This is a genomic window from Faecalibacterium intestinale (assembly GCF_040096575.1).
GTDB classification, from domain to species: Bacteria; Bacillota; Clostridia; order Oscillospirales; family Ruminococcaceae; genus Faecalibacterium; species Faecalibacterium intestinale.
Map to the genome: position 1 here is coordinate 59,532 of NZ_JBBMEN010000001.1, position 18,262 is coordinate 77,793.

Genomic DNA, 18,262 nt, shown 5'->3' on the forward strand with positions numbered 1-18,262 from the left:
TTTTTATAACAGAAACGAGGTAGCTAATGGCATTTGTTCTCTTTAATCTGGCGGCTGTGGCGGCACTGGTCGGCATCGACCAGCTGATCAAACTGTGGGCGGTGCAGGCGTTGCAGCCGGTAGGCGCTATGCCGCTCATCCCCCATGTGGTGGAGCTGCGGTTCGTGCTCAATCAGGGCATGGCTTTCAGCCTGCTCAGCGGCAAGCAGCTGTTCCTTATCATCGCCACCAGTGCGGCGCTGCTGGCAGTGGCCTATGGGCTGTTCTTCCGCAGCCGCGGCAAGCGCTTGCAGCAGGCAGCACTGGTGCTGGTGCTGGGCGGTGGTATCGGCAACCTGATCGACCGTGTGCTCAACGGCGAGGTAGTGGACTACATCAACCTGCTGTTCATGCGGTTTGCTGTGTTCAATTTTGCGGATATCTGTGTTTGCGTGGGCGTGGCACTGTGGGTGCTGGTGATCTTTCTGGATGAGCTCCATGCCGATGATGCCGCCAAGGAGCAATAAACCATGGAACAGCGTGAATTTATCGTAGAGCAGGAGACTGCCGGGCAGCGCATCGACCGCTTTCTCAGCGGCGAGGACACCGGCCTGTCCCGCTCGGCGCTGCAAGCGCTGGTGGCCGAGGGTCATGTGCAGTGCAACGGCAAGGCTGTGGCCAAAAGCCTGAAACTCAAGGCAGGAGACACCGTGCTGCTGGAGATCCCTGACGCAAAGCCCATCGAGGCTGTGCCGCAGGATATCCCGCTGGATATCGTCTACGAGGATGCCCACCTGCTGGTGGTCAACAAGCCCAAGGGCATGGTGGTGCACCCCGCACCCGGCAACCCGGACGGCACGCTGGTCAACGCCCTGCTGTGGCACTGCAAGGGCAGCCTTTCCGGCATTGGCGGCGAGATCCGCCCTGGCATCGTCCACCGCATCGATAAGGACACCAGCGGCCTGCTGGTGGTGGCAAAGGACGACGCCACCCACATCGGCCTTTCCCGGCAGATGGCGGTGCACAGCGTGGAGCGTGCCTATCAGACGGTGGTCTACGGCGGCTTTGCGCAGGACGAGGGCTTTGTGGAAGCAAACCTTGGCCGCAGCAAGACCGATCGCAAAAAAATGGCAGTCTACCCGGCCAGCGAGCCTCACACCAAGTACGCCTACACCGGCTACAAGGTGCTGGAGCGGCTGGGCGAGTTCACCCTGCTGGAATGCCGCCTAAAGACCGGCCGCACCCATCAGATCCGCGTACACATGGCCTCCATCCACCATCCGGTAGCGGGGGACCCGGTGTACGGCCCTCACAACTGCATCACCAGCCTGCACGGCCAGTGCCTGCACGCCAAAACGCTGGGCTTTATCCACCCCATCACCGGGGAGCAGCTGCGGTTCGATTCCGAGCTGCCGGACTACTTTACCCATTTTCTCGCAACACTCAGGAGGAAAAACACATGAACGATTCTCTGGCATCCACTCTGGTGCTTTGTGATCTGGATAACCTGCTGCTGGGCGAGGATGGCAATCTGACCCAGGTGGTGCGGGATGTTTTGCAGCTGTTCAGCAGCCGCGGCGGCAGACTGACTGTTTTTTCGCAGCGCTCTCCGCGCGCCGTGCGCTCCATTCTGGGCAGCGTGCGTCTGGCAGCGCCTGCGCTGGTGTGCGGCGGCACCATGGCCTACCACTATGCCGACGGCAACCGGGTACCCCTGTGCAGCTTTGCCCAGCAGCAGGAGCTTTTTACCTGCCTGCCGGATACCCCCGGCGTGGGTGTCGCCGTGCAGATGCAGGACGGCACCACCCGGGTGCTGCGCATGAGCAATGCGTTGGAGCGCCATCTGCGGCAGGAGTGGACCCCGTATCTGCTGGCAAACGCCGCCGACATCCGCCCCGAGCAGGTGCTGCGGGTGCTGCTGTATCAGGACAGCAAGTCTGTGCCCCTGATCTCGCTGGCTGAAAAGGCCATCGGGGATCGTGTTGCCCTGCTGGGCGAGCGTATCGCCCCGGACACTCTTGTTCTCACCCCGAAGCGAATCTCTGGCCGGGAAATGCTGGACACCGTCTGCGCCATGGCGCAGGTGGGCGCGGAGCAGGTTCTTGCGCTGGCGGGCGGTCAGCCCATGCTGGAACTGGTGCAGGCTGTAGAGCATAGCGCAGTGGCAGCCGATGCCCCGGCAGAGCTGCGCCTTGCCGCCGAGCAGATCACCCTGACGGATGCCGCCGGTGGCGCTGCTGTGGAGGTTTTGTACCGCATGGTGCGTGCTGCTGAAAAATCCGTGTAAAATTTGTGCAAAGCCCTCTGCTATTTTCCCGCAGAGGGCTTTCTTTTTAGCAAAAAATCAGGTAGAATGGGGAGGAGGACCTATGCCGAACCAAAAGCACCGCGAGGGGCTGTTTCTTCTGCTGTGCCTTGCCGCCGCAGGGATCTGTGCAGGGCTGGCGTTCCGGTTTGCAGTGCCGCTGCAAGCACAGACCCCGCAGACACTGCCGGACACAAAGGCGCTGGCGGAGTACACACAGGTGGAGCTGAACACAGCCGATGCAGATGCCTTGTGCACCCTGCCCGGCGTCGGTCCCCGCAATGCACAGGCTATTCTGGACTACCGGGCGCAGTACGGTCCGTTTGCACAGGTGGAGGATGCCGCGCAGGTGCCGGGCATTACCCAAGCAATGGTGGATTCATGGGCAGGGCAGGCGTATGTCCGCTAGGGCGCAGCCCGCTTTCTGCCTTGGTCAAAGAGGAAATACGGAGATATATTGTTATGAGTGACGAATCGATCTTTATCAACCGCGAACTGAGCTGGCTGGATTTCAACCGCCGCGTTCTGGCGCTGGGCAAGGACAAAAACGTCCCGCTGGGCGAGCGGATCAAGTTTCTGGCAATTTACGGCTCCAATCTGGACGAGTTTTTCATGGTGCGCGTGGGCTCCTTGCAGGAGCGCGCAAACCTTGAGCAGAGCAAGACCAAAAAGGAAAAGCGGGAAAACAAGACCAACATGACCGCCGCCGAGCAGCTGGCCGCCATTATGCCCAAAACGGCGCAGCTGCAGGAGGAATGCGATAAATTCTACGCAAAGGCGCTGGAAAATCTGGCAGAGAACGGCTACCATAAGGTGGATTTCGACCACCTGACCAAGGAAGAAGAGCATCTCTGGAAAAAATACTTCCAGTCGGAACTGTTCCCCATCCTCAGCCCGCAGATCGTAGATAACCGCCACCCGTTCCCGTTTTTGCGCAACAAGGAGATCTACCTTGGCGTGCTGCTCAAGGAAAAGCACACACAGGAGCAGAGCCTTGGCATCGTGCCCATCTCCAGCCAGATGGAGCGGATGCATTTTATCAAAAAGGACGGCGCTGTGCAGTTTGCCCTCACCGAAGAGCTGGTGCTGCACTATGCGTCCAGCATCTTCGGCAAGGATTCCATTCAGGAAAAATGCCTGTTCCGGGTCACCCGCAACGCGGATATCGACGTGAAAGAAGGTATGATGGATCACGATATTGATTATCGCGAGATCATGACCGAGCTGCTCCGGCGCCGCCGCAAGCTGGCCGCTGTCCGTTTGCAGATCACGCCCGCCCCCGCACCGGAGGTGGAGCGGCTGCTGTGCAGCCGTCTGGAACTGACCCGCAAGCGGGTGTTCTTGCAAAAGAGCCCGCTGGACCTGAGCTTCTTCTTTAAGCTTTCCGGCCGCATGGAGGCCGAGGGCCACCCGGCGCTGTTTTACACCCCCGCACGCCCCATGCTGCCGCCGCCGGACTATGATCTTGCCACCGAGGTGCAGAAGCATGACGTGCTGCTCAGCTATCCGTACCAGTCCATCCGTCCCTTTATCACCATGCTCAAAAAGGCCGCACAGGACCCGGATGTCATCTCTATCAAGATGACCCTCTACCGCATGGCGCGGGAGTCCCAGATCGTGCAGGCGCTGATGGAAGCCGCCGAAAATGGCAAGGAAGTAGTAGCGCTGGTGGAGTTGCGCGCCCGCTTTGACGAGCAGAACAACATCGACTGGTCCAAGCAGCTGGAAAGCGCTGGCTGCACCGTCATCTACGGCTTCGAGGACTACAAGGTGCACTCCAAGCTGACCCTCATCACCCGCAAGGGCGCAGAGGGCTACTCCTACATCACCCAGATCGGTACCGGCAACTACAACGAAAAAACCAGCGAACTGTATACCGATTATTCCTTCATCACCGCAGACGAGCGCATCGGCGAGGAAGCCTCCAAAGTGTTCCGCAATCTGGCCGTGCAGCAGCTCACCGAGGAAAGCGACAAGATGCTGGTTGCCCCGCTGCGCTTCAAGAGCGTGCTGCTGGACGAGATGGATCACGTCATCGCTGCCGCCCGCATGGGCCGCCCGGCTTCCATGATCCTGAAAAACAACTCCATCAGCGACCGGGATATCATCCTGAAATTGCAGGAAGCCAGCTGCGCCGGGGTGCGCATTGATATGATCGTGCGCGGCATCTGCTGCGTGCGCGCAGAGGTGCCCGGCAAGACCGAGAATCTGCACATCCGCAGTCTGGTGGGACGGTATCTGGAGCATGGCCGCATTTACAGCTTCTTTGATGGCACCCACACCCGCATCTACATTGCTTCCGGTGACTTCCTCACCCGTAATACTGAGTGCCGTGTGGAGGTAGGCGTGCGGGTGGAGGATCCTGTTCTGGTGCAAAAGCTCACCGATATCCTTCAGCTGCAGCTGCGGGATAACGTCAACGCCCGGGTCATGGATGCCAGCGGCAGCTATCAGAAGGTGAAGCCCGCCGAGGGTGAGCCGCTGGTCAACGGCCAGATGGGTATGTACGAGCTGCTGCGCAACGACTGGCAGCGCCCCGAGCCGTGGAAGTGCACCACCTCCGCCCCGGAAACGGAAAAACCGGCGGCAGTCTGTCAGGAAGTTACCGTGGAACAGCTCAAACAGGAGCTGCCCCATGTGTTCCAGCCCGCACCGGAAAAGACAGAGAATGCCGCCCCGGCGGCGCAGCAGCCCGACCACTACGAGGCACTGGAACAGATGCTGAACAACAAGCCCCGCTCTGCGCAGCCCGCGCCGAAAACGCCCGCTGCACCCCGCCCGGCTGCAAAGCCTGCTGTCATCGCGCCCAAGAAAAAGAGCCTGCTGGAACGCATCGGGAGCTTTTTCCGGCGCTGATCTGTAAAATCATATAAACAAAAACCAGAGCTGCTGCGCAGAAATTTGTGCGGCGGCTCTTTTTTGTTTGTATTCTCCTGCCTGCCGCTTGTGCATACACTTTTCAGGATAGGGGGGACAGCGTATGCGGGCAAAACGGAGCGGACAGGCAGCAAAAATACGCAGACGGCGGTGGGGTATCATGGCACTTGTGCTGGCAGGGCTGGCACTCTGTCTGCTGGCAGCTTTGCCGGTGCAGGCTGCCCGGAACACGCAAAAGCACTGCTTTCCGCTGGATACCACGGCGTGGCGCGTCTCGGACGCCTACGGCGCGCGGACAGACCCCTTTACCGGCAAGTCTGCGTTCCATCGGGGACTTGACCTTGCCTGCGCGGCGGGCACGGCAGTGCAAGCGGTGCAGGGCGGGGTAGTGACTGCAGCGGCATACAGCCCAAGCTACGGCAACCATCTGCGCATCCTGCACCCGGACGGCTGCGAGACCCGCTACGCACACCTGCAATACCTCTATGTCCGCCCGGGAGAGGTGGTGCAGGCCGGGCAGACACTGGGCACAGTAGGGCAGACAGGCCGCGCCACCGGTGCGCACCTGCATCTGGAACTGTGGCAGCAGGGCGCTGCCTGCGACCCCGCCGCCCTGTTGGAGAATGCCCCGTGAACCGGCTGCGGGTGGGGAAGCTTGTATTCCGGGACCCGGTGCTGCTGTGCGGTGTGGTGTACCTGCTGCTCTACTTTGATGCCAGTGGCTTTCTGCGGCTGGGACTGCTGGCGGCTGTTTTGCACGAGCTGGGGCACATCCTTGTCTACTGCATCCAGCAAAGGCGTCTGCCGGTCATCGAGGTGACCATGACCGGTTTTTGTATGCGTACGGCAGGGGAGAGGTTCTCCCCACTCCAGAGGTTCGTGCTTGCTGCCGCCGGGCCCGCAGTCAATTTTGCCCTTGCCGGGGTATGGGCGGTGCGTTTTGCGCAAGCTGCCACCATCCGCGGCAGCGCGTTCTGGGCAGCGAATCTTCTGACGGGACTGTTCAACCTTTTGCCAATCCCGCCGCTGGACGGTGCACAGATGGCGGCGTGCGCAGGGGCGCTCTGGCGGCAAAAATACGGAAAGTGTACACAAACCGCCGGAAACGATTGCAAAACCGGCACATTTGGGGTAAAATAAAAAGAACGCAAAAAACGGATTGTTTATGGAGGACCCGATGTTTGATCCCAAACTGAAAGAAGCGCTGGGACGGGTGCAGAAGCCCGGCCGCTATACCGGCGGCGAGCCCGGCAGTATCTATAAAGAAAAGGATAAGGTGGATGTGCGTTTTGCCTTCTGCTTCCCGGATACCTACGAGGTGGGAATGTCCTTTCTGGGCGAAAAGATCCTGTACGAGCTGCTCAACAGCCACGAAAACTGGTGGTGTGAGCGCGCCTTTATGCCCTGGCTGGATATGAAGGCAGAGATGGAGCGCCTGCAGCTGCCGCTGTACACCATGGAGAGCAAAGACCCTCTTACGGCCTTTGATGCTGTGGGCTTTACCTTGCAGTACGAGCTTTCCTATACCAATATCCTTGCCATGCTGGACTTGGCTGGCATCCCGTTCTATTCCAAAGACCGTGACGACCGCTGGCCGCTGATCGTAGCGGGCGGCCCCTGCGCCTGCAATGCGGAGCCTATCGCGGATTTCTTTGACGTCATCCAGCTGGGCGAGGGCGAGAACCAGCTGCCCGCCATCTGCGCCGAGATCGAAAAGGCGAAAAAAGAGGGCATCTCCAAAAAGCAGCTGCTGCTCAACATTGCAAAGATCCCGGGCGTGTACATCCCGGCTTTCTACGATGTCACCTACCACGAGGACGGCAGAGTAAAGGCCATCACCCCCAACGAGCCGGGCATTCCGACGCGCATCACCAAGGCCATCATCAAGGATCTGAACCAGTTCGCCCCGCCCACCAACTTTGTGGTGCCCATGGTGGGTGCCATTCAGGATCGCGCCAGCATCGAGGTGCTGCGCGGCTGCGTGCGCGGCTGCCGGTTCTGTCAGGCGGGCTTTCTGTACCGCCCCATGCGCCAGCGCGATGCCAGTTTGCTGAACAAGGCCGCACAGGATCTGTGTGCCAACACCGGTTACGAGGAGCTGAGTCTTTCCAGTCTTTCTACCTCCGACCACGGTCAGCTGGAAGAGCTGCTGGATGATCTGAACGAGTGGGCACCCAAGGAGCACGTCAGCCTGTCGCTGCCCTCCCTGCGCGTGGACAACTTCTCCCAGAGCCTCATTGAAAAAACCACCAAGGTGCGCAAGAGCGGACTGACCTTTGCCGCCGAAGCCGGTACCCAGCGTCTGCGCAACGTCATCAATAAAAACGTCACTTGGGACGAGATCGAAAAGACCTGCACCATCGCTTTCAATGCGGGCTACACTTCGGTCAAGCTCTACTTCATGATGGGTCTGCCCACCGAGACCATGGAGGATATCGAGGGCATTGCCGAGACCGCCCAGAAGGTGGTAGACCTCTACTACAAGAACACGAACCACGCCAAGGGACGCGGCGTGCAGGTGACCATCAGCTGCGCCTGCTTTGTGCCCAAGCCCCACACCCCCTTCCAGTTCGTGCCCATGGATACCGCCGAGACCCTGCAGGCCAAGCAGAAGCACCTGCTGGAAAGCGTGCACAGCCGCAAGATCAAGGTGAACTACCACGACAGTACCACCAGCTTTTTGGAGGGCGTGTTCGCCAAGGGCGACCGCCGCCTTGCCCCGGTCATCGTGGAGGCTTATAAGCGCGGCTGCTACTTCGACGGCTGGGAGGAGTGCTTCAAGTACGATACCTGGATGCAGACCTTTGCAGATCTGGGCATCGACCCCGCCTTCTACTGCCAGCGCCCCATCGCGCTGGACGAGGTGACCCCGTGGTCGCATATGGACTACGGCATCACCCACGAGTATCTGGTGCGGGAGTACAACAAGGCTCTGGCTGCCCAGACCACCCCGCCCTGCAACCGTGCCTGCAACGCCTGCGGTGCCAACCATCTGTTAGGAGGTCCCTGCTTTGATTACAGTCAGAATCTCGTTTGAAAAGAAAAATGAAGCCTCCTATATCTCCTTGCTGGACTTGCAGCGGGTGATGCAGCGGGTGCTCAAGCGCAGCGGTCTGCCGGTGTGGCATACGCTTGGCTTTAACCCCCATATCTACATGACCTTTGCCTGTCCGCTCTCGCTGGGGCAGGAGAGCGAGTGCGAGTGCGTGGACGTCAAGACCGAAGCCGAAGCCCCGGATTTTGCCCAGTGGCAGTCCGCCCTCAACGCCATCATGCCCGCCGGTATCCATGTTACCCGGGTAGCTCCGGTGGAGATGAAGGCGGACAGCATCGCCTTTGCCTGTTACCGCATCAGCTACCCGGCGGCTGCCGCTGCGGTGCTGGAGCAGTATAATGCACTGGAAACAGCCCCTGTGGAAAAGCACAGCAAGCGCGGCAAAAAGATCATAGACCTTAAAGAGCATATCCCGCAGCTGCGCTATACCGCACTGGGGGACACTGTGCAGCTGGAACTTTGCCTGCCCGCCGCGCAGGAGCTGAACCTGAACCCCTCGCTGCTCACCGGTTTTCTGGAAGAAAAGTTCGGCCTGCCAGCCGCAAGCGCCAATATCCTGCGCACCAAATTTTTGACGGCAGACCGGCAGCTATTTGCCTGAAGCGGCGCAAAAGTCCGTCTATCAGGCAAAACAGAAAATTTTTGCAAGATTTTTCGCCAAATTGCTTGCATTCAAGCCGGTTTTGTGCTATCCTATTAGGGCGTTAGTGTCCGCTGAGACCACAGCGGGGTTAATGACAAGTATTTATCATTAAACGGGCGGTCCTCTGACGGCTATGCCGTGCATGAACGTCTAAAAACAAATGGAGGATTCAAAAATGGACGCACTGAAGATTATTTCTGAAGGCAGCATCAAGGCTGAAAAGCCTCAGTTCAACGTTGGCGATACCGTCCGCGTTGATGTTCGTATCAAGGACGGCGACCGTGAGCGCATTCAGGCCTTTGAGGGCACTGTCATTGCTAAGAAGCACGGCGGCGTTGCAGAGACCTTCACCGTTCGCCGCGTGGCTTACGGTGTCGGCATCGAGCGTGTCTTCCCCGTCAACAGCCCCTTCGTTGAGAAGGTCACTGTTGTCCGCAAGGGCAAGGTCCGCCGCGCAAAGCTGTTCTATCTGCGTGGCCGTACGGGCAAGGCTGCCAAGGTCAAGAGCGATATTTGATCATCCCCGATTTGAAACCGGGAGAAAAGGGACAACTTGTTGTCCCTTTTTTCTTTTTCAAAGCCCGGGCGTATGTGTAAAATCAGGAAAGGCTGGTGGCTAAGCTATGGAAAAACAGCAGCAGTCTGCCCCCGCAGTGCGCGGACAGGGCATACTGGAATGGTACGAAGCGCTTATCTCCGCAGCGCTGGTGCTGGTACTGATCTTTTCGTTTTTCTTCCGCATCATTCAGGTGGACGGGCGCTCTATGGTGCCCACCCTGACCCACGGCGATAAGCTCATTGTCTGGGCGGCAGGCTACACCCCGCAGCGGGGCGATGTGGTTATCGTGGACAGCTACACCGTCTACGGTAAGCCGTTGGTCAAGCGGATCATCGCCAAGGGCGGCGACACCATCAGCATCGACTACGACGCCGGTACGGTCACGGTGAACGGCGAACTTTTACAGGAGGACTACATTGCAGCCCCTACCTATCTGGGCTACGATGTGCAGTTCCCGTTCAAGGTGCCGGAGGGCACCCTGTTTGTGATGGGGGACAACCGCAACGAATCGCTGGACAGCCGCTCCTCCTATGTCGGCTGCATTGACGAGCGTGATATTCTGGGCAAGGTGCTGCTGTGCTTTATGCCCTTTACAGATTTTGGGGTGGTAAAATGAACGAAATGGATACCCGGTTTGCAAACCAGTACAATATTCAGTGGTTCCCGGGCCACATGACCAAGACCCTGCGCATGATGGAGCAGGAGATCCAGCACGTTGATGCCAGCCTTGTGCTGCTGGATGCGCGCATTCCGCTTTCCAGCCTGAACCCGGAGATCGAGCGCATCACCGACCGCAAGCCAAAGCTCTATGCGCTGAACAAGGCCGACCTTGCCGACCCGGCTGTGACTGAGGAGTGGATCCGCTACTTCCACGCTGCAGATGCCGGCTGCGTGGCCATCAGCGCCAAGCAGAAGGGCGGCGCAAACGCCGTGAAGGCGGCTATTGAAAAGGAACTTTCCGGTCTGCTGGAGCGCCGCCAGAACCGCGGCATGGGCGGTGCCAAGACGCAGGTGATGCTGTGCGGCATCCCCAACGTGGGCAAATCCACCTTTATCAACACCTTTGCAGGCTCTGCCCGCGCCAAGGCGGCAGACCGCCCCGGCGTGACCAAGGGCAAGCAGTGGGTCAGCACCGAAAAGTTTGATCTGCTGGATATGCCCGGCGTGCTGTGGAAAAAGTTCGATTCCAAGACCATCGCCTCCAATCTGGCCTTTATCGGCTCCATCAAAGACGACATTCTGGATGTGGAAGAATTGGCCATGAACCTGCTGGACGAGGTGCGCCGCAACTATCCCGACCTTGTGGCACAGCGCTACAAGCTGGATGCCGAAACGCTGGCACTGCCGCCCTACGAGCTGCTGGAGACTATCGGCCGCAAGCGCGGGCTGCTGGTGCGCGGCGGCGAGGTGAACACCGAGCGCTGTGCCATCATGCTGGTGGACGAGTTCCGCGCCTGCAAGTGGGGACGCATCTCTCTGGAGCGCCCGCCGCAGCGGGATGATCTGGCCGACTTTGCCGAGGAGGACGAGGAATGAAGCGCCGCTCGGATGAGGAGATCTCGGCTCCGCTGTACGCCTTTGACGCTGAGGTGCGCAGCCAGTACGGCTGCTTTGCCGGTGTGGACGAGGCTGGGCGCGGCCCACTTTGCGGCCCTGTTTGCGTAGCGGCCTGTATTCTGAACCCGGAAAACCCGGTGTACGGCATCAATGATTCCAAAAAGCTGACCGAGAAAAAGCGCGAAGCACTGTTTGATGAGATCTGCGAAAAAGCGCTGGCCTACCGCATCGTTTTTGTGGGGCCGGAGGTCATCGACCGGGAAAACATCCTGAACGCCACCATGGGCGGGATGCAGCAGGCAGTGGAGCAGCTGGACATCGTGCCCAATCTGGTGCTGGTTGACGGAAACCGCACCCCCGCAGGCTTGCAGATCCCGGCACAGCCGGTGGTCAAGGGCGATGCCACCAGCGCCAGCATCGGCGCAGCCTCGGTGCTGGCCAAGGTCAGCCGTGACCGCTATATGCTGGAACTGGATAAGCAGTACCCGCAGTATCAGCTGGCAAAGCACAAGGGCTACCCCACAAAGCTGCATTACGAGCTGATCGCGAAGTACGGCATCCAGCCGTTCTACCGCCGCAGCTTCCTTAAAAAGCAGGGCTACTGGCCGGAGAGCGGCAAATGAACCGCGCCGAGACCGGCCGCAGGGGAGAAGCTGCCGCTGCCCGCTGGTATCAGAAACAGGGCGCGCAGCTGCTGGCACATAATTATCATACCCGCATGGGAGAGCTGGATCTTGTGCTGCGGGAGCCGGATGGCACCATCGTCATCTGCGAGGTAAAGACCCGCAGCCAAGGGATGCTGCAACGGCCCGCTGCCGCCGTAGACCCGGCCAAGCAGCACCGGCTGATCTGCGCTGCACAAGGGTATTTGCAGCAGACCGGCCAAAGCGAAGAACCGGTGCGTTTTGACGTTGCAGAGGTAGTTCCTCTTGACAGCGGGCGCTGGATGGTACATATTATAAAGGGTGCCTTTCTCTGCGAGACCTAAGGGTGTATCTGAAAAGTCGAAAATTTAGTCTATTTCTACAAGCACAGCTGGATTTTGCGTTAAAGAGCCTTGAAATCCACAAAGGATTCCTGCGGCTCTTTGCCTTAAATCCCGCTTGTGCTTGCGAAATATTCGTCATTTTCTTTGTTTTCAGATACACCTTAGGCAGAAACCGTGGCACCGGTGGGAAGTATGCGGCAGAACGAGGGTTTTGCCGTACAACCGGGAACGTGCCCGGCACGTTCCGTGGCGAAAAGGAGCGATGACCATGCAGTTTTTCAGTACCAGAGATCAGAACCGCAAAGTAACCTCTTCTCAGGCAATTGCACAGGGACTGTCCGATGAAGGCGGTCTGTTTGTGCCGGAAAGTTTTCCGCAGGTGGATGTAAAAGCCCTGTGCGGGCTGGACTATCCCGCGCTGGCAGCAGCCGTTGTGCGGGAGTACCTGACCGACTACGACCCCGCTTTCCTGACCGACGCCACCCGCAGCACCTACGGCGCTGCTTTCGGCGGCAAGGCAGGCTATCTTGCCCCGGTGGAAGGGGACACCTATGCCCTGGAGCTGTGGCACGGCCCGACCTGCGCCTTTAAAGATTACGCCCTGCAGCTGATGCCCAAGCTGCTGGTGGAAGCCAAAAAGAATCTGGGACGCACCGAAAAGACCCTGATCCTTGTGGCTACCAGCGGCGATACCGGCAAGGCTGCGCTGGACGGCTACCATGATATCCCCGGTGTGGAGATCGCTGTGTTTTACCCCACCGGCGGCACCAGCGAGATCCAGCGCTTGCAGATGGCAACGCAGGAGGGCGCTAACGTTGCTGTGTACGCCGTGCGCGGCAACTTTGACGATGCCCAGACCGGCGTGAAGAAGGTGTTCGGCGATAAGGCCATCGCTGCCGAGCTGGAAAAGCGGAACATCCGTCTTTCCAGCGCCAACTCCATCAACTGGGGCCGCCTTGTGCCGCAGATCGTCTACTATTTTGCCGCCTACGCCCAGCTGCTCAATGCCGGCAAGATCACCTTCGGTGACGAGGTGGACTTCTGTGTGCCCACCGGCAACTTCGGCGATATCCTTGCCGGTTATTACGCAAAGCAGATGGGTCTGCCTGTGGGCAAGCTGGTCTGCGCCTCCAACGAGAACAACGTGCTGACTGATTTCCTCACCACCGGTACTTACACCGCAAAGCGGGAGTTCTTCAAGACCACCTCGCCCAGCATGGACATTCTGGTGTCCTCCAATCTGGAGCGCCTGCTGTACCATGTGACCGGCAGCGATGCCGAGGTGGCAGGCTTTATGCAGCAGCTGGCTGCCACCGGCAGCTACACCGTCCGTCCCGAGACGCTGGCCGCTATTCAGCAGACCTTCTCCTGCGGCTGGAGCAGCGAGGACGAGGTGGCAGGGGAGATCCGTGCCCGCTACGAAAAGGATGGCTACCTGTGCGATACCCACACCGCCGTGGCCTTCCATGTGACTGCACAGAAAAAGCGTCAGGGCGTGCCCATGGTGGTGCTTTCCACCGCATCGCCCTTCAAGTTCCCCCGCAGTGTGCTGAGCGCACTGGGCAAAGCTGCCCCGGAAAACGATTTTGAAGCCATGCAGCAGCTGGAGGCTGCCACCGGTCATGCCGCACCGGCAAGCCTTGCCGCTCTGCGCAGCAAGCCGGAGCGCTTTGATACCGTCATTGCCCCGGAACAGATCGCCGAGGTGGCGCTGGGCTATCAGGCATAAGCTTCTGCGGACAGACAGAACAGGAGTAAACAGACTATGGCACTTTTTGTGCTTGGCGATCCCCATCTTTCTCTGGGCGCATCCAAGCCGATGGATATCTTTCCCGGCTGGAACGATTATGTGGACAGGCTGGAGAAAAACTGGCGCAAGCTCATCACCCCGCAGGATACCATCGTGCTGGCGGGGGATATCAGCTGGGCTATGCGCCTGACCGATACCCGCAAGGACTTTGCCTTTTTGCAGCAGCTGCCCGGGCAGAAGATCATCATGAAGGGCAACCACGATTACTGGTGGTCCACCGCCAACAAGATGAACGCCTACCTCAAGGCCGAGGGCTTCGATACCCTGCATATCCTGCATAACAATTCTTACAGTGTGGAGGGGTACGCTATCTGCGGCACCCGCGGCTGGTTGTTCGATGTGGGCGAGCCCCACGACGAAAAGGTGATGAACCGCGAGATCGGCCGTCTGCGCATGAGTTTGCAGGCTGCGGAGCCCGGGCTGGAAAAGCTGGTGTTCCTGCACTATCCGCCGGTCTACACCGGCACCAGTGCCCCGGAGATCGTAGCCACCCTGAAGGAGTTCGGCATCAAGACCTGCTTCTACGGGCATCTGCATGGCAACGCCATCCGGTTTGCCGTACAGGGCGAGGTGGACGGCATCCGGTACAAGCTGGTAAGTGCCGATGGCCTGCGTTTCTGCCCCTACCGCATCAATTAACGGTGATAGAAAAGGGCAAAAACGACAAAATTTAAAAATTTGGTATGGCAATTGTGTCCAGAGCGTGCTATAATAAGTTTTGACGCGATTGTTGCACCCAATTGAGCGCGCGCGTCCCCGCATTCCGTGTGCATACAGCAAGGACGTGGTGCGCGGTTGCCCCGGGCAAAAACTTCCTGCCCTGAGCAATAGAATATTTGAGTGGAGGATAAACAAATGAATCTCATCAAGTGTGAAAAGCTCGAGAAGAGCATGGCAGAACTGCAGTTCTCCATCGATGCAGAGGCCTTCAAGAAGGCTGTTGCCGATGTTTTCAAAAAAGAGGGCAAGAAGTACCCTGTGCAGGGCTTCCGCAAGGGCAAGGCTCCCAAGGCTCTGATCGAGAAGATGTACGGCGCAGACGTCTTTACCTACGACGCTATCAACGAGCTGTTCCCGGAGACTTTTGAGGCTGCCGCTAAGGAAGCCGGTGTGGAGCCCGTGGGCCGTCCTGAGGTCACCGTGGATTCTGCCAGCGAGGCAGAGGGCGCTACCCTGACCGTTAAGGTCGCCGTGAAGCCCGAGGTCAAGGTTGGCAGCTACAACGGTCTGACCGTGGAAAAGACTGTCCATACTGTTACCGACGAGGCTGTGGACGCTGAGCTGAAGCGTGTGCAGGAGCGCAACGCCCGTGAGCTGACCCGTGAGGGCGCTGCTCAGAATGGCGATATCGCTGATATCGACTTCGAGGGCTTTGTGGACGGCGTCGCATTCGAGGGCGGCAAGGCTGAGCACTACAACCTGACTCTGGGCAGCGGCAGCTTCATCCCCGGCTTTGAGGAGCAGGTCGTTGGCCACTCCGCCGGCGAGGAGTTCGACGTGAACGTCACCTTCCCCACCGAGTATCAGGCTGCTGAGCTGGCTGGCAAGGCTGCTGTCTTCAAGATCAAGCTGCACGAGGTCAAGTACAAGGAGCTGCCCGCTCTGGATGACGAGCTGGCAAAGGACTGCTCCGAGTACGACACTCTGGACGAGTTCAAGGCTTCCATCCGCAAGAACAATCAGGAGCAGCTGGACAAGCAGGATGATCTGGCTGTCGAGAATGCTCTGGTCGATCAGGTCATCGAGAGCATGGAGGGCGAGATCCCGCAGGCTATGTACGATGTCCGCATGGACGAGATGGTCAACGACTTTGCTTTCCGTGTGGAGCAGCAGGGTCTGCGTCTGGAGGACTACCTGAAGTATATGGGTCAGTCCATGGAGCAGTTCCGCGCCGCTTTCATGCCGCAGGCTGAGAAGCAGGTCAAGATCGGTCTGGCTCTGAAGGCTGTTGCTGCTGCTGAGCACATCGAGGCTTCCGAGGACGAGATCAATGCCGAGATCAAGCGCATTGCTGACCAGTACAAGATGGAAGAGGACAAGGTTCGTGAGCTGATCAACCTCGAGGATCTGAAGCAGGATCTGGCTCGCACCAAGGCCATCGACTTCATCAAGAGCCACGCCAACATCGTGGAGAAGCCCGCAGAGGCTGAGAAGGCTGCTGACGCTGAGTAATCAGTGCCGGGCCCTGTAAAGCGCCGCAGGCGTTTTATCAAAGGTTGTTAAAATTGACCGGTACGGCTGAACTTTACAGGGAACCCGTATCGGTCAATTTTGCCAATAAACTTAAACCATTTTCAGGAGGCGAACTTTATGAGTTTTGTTCCTTACGTTGTCGAGCAGTCGGCGCACGGAGAGCGTTCCTATGATATTTTCTCTCGTCTGCTGAACGATCGCATCATCGTGCTGAGCGAGGATGTCAACGATACCACCGCAAGCCTTGTGGTGGCGCAGCTGCTGTATCTGGAAGGGCAGGACCCGGATAAGGACATCAGCCTGTATATCAACAGCCCCGGCGGTTCCATCAGTGCCGGTATGGCCATCCATGATACCATGCAGTATATCAAGTGCGATGTTTCCACCATCTGCATGGGCATGGCTGCCTCTATGGGCGCATTTCTGCTGGCAAGCGGCACCAAGGGCAAGCGCTTTGCGCTGCCCAACGCCGAGATCATGATCCACCAACCGCTGATCGGCGGTCAGGGCGGCGGCCTTTCCGGCCAGACTACGGATATCAAGATCCATGCTGAGCACATGGTCTATATCCGCGATAAGATGAACCGGATGCTCAGCGAGTACACCGGCCAGCCGCTGGAAAAGATCCAGCAGGACACCGAGCGCGACAACTACCTTACCGCGCAGCAGGCAAAGGAATACGGCCTGATCGATGAGGTCATTGCCCACCGGTAAACCGCTATAATCTATCCAGGATAAGGAAAAACAGCTATGGCAAATAACAATTCCGGCAAAAACGAAAAGGATCTGGTTTGCAGCTTTTGCGGCAAGCATCAGGACGAAGTGGAGCGCATGATCATTGGCCCCGGGGTCAATATCTGCAGCGAGTGCATCGGCCTGTGCCACGATCTACTCTCTGACAAGCCGGATCAGCCCAAAAGCGCCCGTCCGGGACGCGGAAGCGCAAGCCGCGCCCATGTCCAACCCGCTGCCGCAGATCTGGATATCAACATCATGACCCCGGCCGAGATCAAGGATGGTCTGGATCAGTATGTCATCGGTCAGGACGAGGCAAAGCGTGTGCTGTCCGTTTCAGTCTACAACCACTATAAGCGCATCCTCAGCGGCAAGGGCGGCGACGTGGAGCTGCAAAAGTCCAACGTGCTGCTGCTGGGTCCCTCCGGCGTGGGCAAGACCCTGCTGGCACAGACACTGGCCAAGATGCTGGGCGTGCCCTTCGCCATTGCGGATGCCACCACCCTTACCGAGGCCGGTTATGTGGGCGAGGACGTGGAAAACATTCTGCTCAAGCTGATCCAGGCGGCGGATTTTGACGTGCAGAAGGCACAGATCGGCATCATCTACATTGATGAGATTGACAAGATCACCCGCAAGAGCGAAAATCCCTCCATCACCCGCGATGTGGGCGGCGAGGGTGTGCAGCAGGCGCTGCTGAAGATCTTGGAGGGTACTGTCAGCAACGTGCCGCCGCAGGGCGGCCGCAAGCACCCGCAGCAGGAGTTCATCCAGATCGACACCACCAACATCCTGTTCATCTGCGGCGGTGCCTTTGACGGACTGGACAAGTATATCCTGCGCCGCACCGATAAGTCCGCGCTGGGCTTCGGCAGTGCGCTGAAGGATAACTCCACCGAGGCCGAGCGCGCCTTGCTGCGCAAGGTAGAGCCCCACGATCTGGTCAAGTTCGGCCTGATCCCGGAGCTGATCGGCCGTCTGCCGGTCATCACTGTGCTGGATGATCTGGACGAGGATGCACTGGTACGCGTGCTCAAGGAGCCCCGCAACAGTCTGGTCAAGCAGTACAAGGAGCTGCTGGGCATGGATAACGTGGAGCTTACCTTCACGGACGAAGCCCTGCACGCCATTGCCCGCAAGACCATCGAGCGCAAGACCGGTGCCCGCGGTCTGCGCAGCGTGATGGAAAGCATTCTGCTGCCCATCATGTACGAGGTGCCCAGCGATGCCACCATCATCCGCGTGACCGTGGATGAGGACACTGTGGAGGGCGGCGAAGCACATCTGGAATACGGCGCTGTGCGCAAACGCTATAAAAATCAGGTCGCTCTCAGCTGACGGCATTGCCGCACAGCAGGGGAGCGCACCCGCCTGAAAGCCCTGTTTCGAAAGCTTTTTGCTTTTGGCAGGGCTTTTTGCTTTCAAATTCTTGTTTCTGACAGGAAAATGTACTATAATAGTAAAATGTGGAGCGTGCGGCGTGTGTTCTCTGGCAGGGGCATACCGCAAAAGACGAGCCATAGAATTGGGTAATAGGAAGTACTATAAAGGAGTGTGTATT

Annotated in this window: 19 protein-coding genes; all 19 read left to right on the plus strand. The window is 58.7% G+C overall.

The window, feature by feature from the left end:
- Positions 1-26: 26 nt before the first annotated feature.
- The 19 genes from lspA (at position 27) to clpX (ending at position 18,039) form a co-directional block, all read left to right on the plus strand.
- Positions 27-506, plus strand: a complete 480-nt coding sequence (lspA, locus tag WMO20_RS00255; protein WP_112089798.1) for a signal peptidase II — start codon at positions 27-29, stop codon at positions 504-506.
- A gap of 3 nt (positions 507-509) precedes the next feature.
- Entirely contained in the window at positions 510-1,442 is a 933-nt protein-coding gene (locus WMO20_RS00260) for an RluA family pseudouridine synthase (protein ID WP_349185474.1), read from the plus strand.
- Positions 1,439-2,266 carry an HAD hydrolase family protein gene (locus tag WMO20_RS00265; protein ID WP_112089800.1) on the plus strand — a complete coding sequence of 276 codons (828 nt, stop codon included), beginning with the start codon at positions 1,439-1,441 and terminating at the stop codon, positions 2,264-2,266. Before WMO20_RS00260 ends, WMO20_RS00265 begins: the two co-directional genes overlap by 4 nt.
- An 82-nt stretch (positions 2,267-2,348) precedes the next feature.
- Positions 2,349-2,693 carry a ComEA family DNA-binding protein gene (locus WMO20_RS00270; protein ID WP_349185475.1) on the plus strand — a complete coding sequence of 115 codons (345 nt, stop codon included), beginning with the start codon at positions 2,349-2,351 and terminating at the stop codon, positions 2,691-2,693.
- Between the two features lie 53 nt (positions 2,694-2,746).
- Positions 2,747-5,140: a polyphosphate kinase 1 gene (ppk1, locus tag WMO20_RS00275; protein ID WP_435387746.1), complete on the plus strand. Its 2,394-nt coding sequence runs from the start codon at positions 2,747-2,749 to the stop codon at positions 5,138-5,140.
- Positions 5,141-5,264: 124 nt separating this feature from the next.
- A complete protein-coding gene (locus tag WMO20_RS00280) occupies positions 5,265-5,795 on the plus strand; it encodes a M23 family metallopeptidase (protein WP_349185476.1) in 531 nt (176 codons plus the stop codon).
- The gene (locus WMO20_RS00285; RefSeq protein WP_349185477.1) at positions 5,792-6,301 is read left to right on the plus strand and encodes a metalloprotease; all 510 of its coding nucleotides are present in this window, start codon (positions 5,792-5,794) and stop codon (positions 6,299-6,301) included. The genes WMO20_RS00280 and WMO20_RS00285 overlap by 4 nt, the downstream gene beginning before the upstream one ends.
- 37 nt (positions 6,302-6,338) lie before the next feature.
- Entirely contained in the window at positions 6,339-8,198 is a 1,860-nt protein-coding gene (locus WMO20_RS00290; protein ID WP_349185478.1) for a TIGR03960 family B12-binding radical SAM protein, read from the plus strand.
- A complete protein-coding gene (locus WMO20_RS00295; RefSeq protein ID WP_308562748.1) occupies positions 8,173-8,817 on the plus strand; it encodes a TIGR03936 family radical SAM-associated protein in 645 nt (214 codons plus the stop codon). Before WMO20_RS00290 ends, WMO20_RS00295 begins: the two co-directional genes overlap by 26 nt.
- A gap of 217 nt (positions 8,818-9,034) precedes the next feature.
- Complete coding sequence (rplS, locus tag WMO20_RS00300; protein WP_015538550.1) at positions 9,035-9,376, plus strand: 50S ribosomal protein L19; 342 nt, start codon at positions 9,035-9,037, stop codon at positions 9,374-9,376.
- A 106-nt stretch (positions 9,377-9,482) separates the two neighbouring features.
- Positions 9,483-10,034 (plus strand): signal peptidase I, encoded by a 552-nt coding sequence (gene lepB, locus WMO20_RS00305; protein WP_349185479.1) that lies wholly within the window; start codon positions 9,483-9,485, stop codon positions 10,032-10,034.
- A complete protein-coding gene (gene ylqF / locus WMO20_RS00310; protein WP_349185480.1) occupies positions 10,031-10,954 on the plus strand; it encodes a ribosome biogenesis GTPase YlqF in 924 nt (307 codons plus the stop codon). Before lepB ends, ylqF begins: the two co-directional genes overlap by 4 nt.
- Positions 10,951-11,598: a ribonuclease HII gene (gene rnhB, locus WMO20_RS00315; protein ID WP_349185481.1), complete on the plus strand. Its 648-nt coding sequence runs from the start codon at positions 10,951-10,953 to the stop codon at positions 11,596-11,598. Before ylqF ends, rnhB begins: the two co-directional genes overlap by 4 nt.
- Entirely contained in the window at positions 11,595-11,963 is a 369-nt protein-coding gene (locus WMO20_RS00320; protein WP_005925658.1) for a YraN family protein, read from the plus strand. Before rnhB ends, WMO20_RS00320 begins: the two co-directional genes overlap by 4 nt.
- Before the next feature lie 262 nt (positions 11,964-12,225).
- Positions 12,226-13,692, plus strand: coding sequence for a threonine synthase (thrC, locus tag WMO20_RS00325; RefSeq protein ID WP_349185482.1), 1,467 nt, complete (start codon positions 12,226-12,228; stop codon positions 13,690-13,692).
- 36 nt (positions 13,693-13,728) lie between these two features.
- Positions 13,729-14,412: a metallophosphoesterase gene (locus WMO20_RS00330; protein ID WP_097783957.1), complete on the plus strand. Its 684-nt coding sequence runs from the start codon at positions 13,729-13,731 to the stop codon at positions 14,410-14,412.
- Positions 14,413-14,628: 216 nt separating this feature from the next.
- Entirely contained in the window at positions 14,629-15,945 is a 1,317-nt protein-coding gene (gene tig, locus WMO20_RS00335) for a trigger factor (protein WP_349185483.1), read from the plus strand.
- Between the two features lie 138 nt (positions 15,946-16,083).
- Positions 16,084-16,680 (plus strand): ATP-dependent Clp endopeptidase proteolytic subunit ClpP, encoded by a 597-nt coding sequence (gene clpP, locus WMO20_RS00340; protein ID WP_015538544.1) that lies wholly within the window; start codon positions 16,084-16,086, stop codon positions 16,678-16,680.
- 36 nt (positions 16,681-16,716) lie between these two features.
- A complete protein-coding gene (gene clpX / locus WMO20_RS00345) occupies positions 16,717-18,039 on the plus strand; it encodes an ATP-dependent Clp protease ATP-binding subunit ClpX (RefSeq protein ID WP_349185484.1) in 1,323 nt (440 codons plus the stop codon).
- Positions 18,040-18,262 lie beyond the last annotated feature (223 nt).

Bases quoted from the DNA above. Each gene is read 5' to 3' on its own strand.
- lspA (WP_112089798.1), top strand. From the start codon at position 27: ATGGCATTTGTTCTCTTTAATCTGGCGGCTGTGGCGGCACTGGTCGGC.
- WMO20_RS00260 (WP_349185474.1), top strand. From the start codon at position 510: ATGGAACAGCGTGAATTTATCGTAGAGCAGGAGACTGCCGGGCAGCGC.
- WMO20_RS00265 (WP_112089800.1), top strand. From the start codon at position 1,439: ATGAACGATTCTCTGGCATCCACTCTGGTGCTTTGTGATCTGGATAAC.
- WMO20_RS00270 (WP_349185475.1), top strand. From the start codon at position 2,349: ATGCCGAACCAAAAGCACCGCGAGGGGCTGTTTCTTCTGCTGTGCCTT.
- ppk1 (WP_435387746.1), top strand. From the start codon at position 2,747: ATGAGTGACGAATCGATCTTTATCAACCGCGAACTGAGCTGGCTGGAT.
- WMO20_RS00280 (WP_349185476.1), top strand. From the start codon at position 5,265: ATGCGGGCAAAACGGAGCGGACAGGCAGCAAAAATACGCAGACGGCGG.
- WMO20_RS00290 (WP_349185478.1), top strand. From the start codon at position 6,339: ATGTTTGATCCCAAACTGAAAGAAGCGCTGGGACGGGTGCAGAAGCCC.
- rplS (WP_015538550.1), top strand. From the start codon at position 9,035: ATGGACGCACTGAAGATTATTTCTGAAGGCAGCATCAAGGCTGAAAAG.
- lepB (WP_349185479.1), top strand. From the start codon at position 9,483: ATGGAAAAACAGCAGCAGTCTGCCCCCGCAGTGCGCGGACAGGGCATA.
- ylqF (WP_349185480.1), top strand. From the start codon at position 10,031: ATGAACGAAATGGATACCCGGTTTGCAAACCAGTACAATATTCAGTGG.
- rnhB (WP_349185481.1), top strand. From the start codon at position 10,951: ATGAAGCGCCGCTCGGATGAGGAGATCTCGGCTCCGCTGTACGCCTTT.
- WMO20_RS00320 (WP_005925658.1), top strand. From the start codon at position 11,595: ATGAACCGCGCCGAGACCGGCCGCAGGGGAGAAGCTGCCGCTGCCCGC.
- thrC (WP_349185482.1), top strand. From the start codon at position 12,226: ATGACCATGCAGTTTTTCAGTACCAGAGATCAGAACCGCAAAGTAACC.
- WMO20_RS00330 (WP_097783957.1), top strand. From the start codon at position 13,729: ATGGCACTTTTTGTGCTTGGCGATCCCCATCTTTCTCTGGGCGCATCC.
- tig (WP_349185483.1), top strand. From the start codon at position 14,629: ATGAATCTCATCAAGTGTGAAAAGCTCGAGAAGAGCATGGCAGAACTG.
- clpP (WP_015538544.1), top strand. From the start codon at position 16,084: ATGAGTTTTGTTCCTTACGTTGTCGAGCAGTCGGCGCACGGAGAGCGT.
- clpX (WP_349185484.1), top strand. From the start codon at position 16,717: ATGGCAAATAACAATTCCGGCAAAAACGAAAAGGATCTGGTTTGCAGC.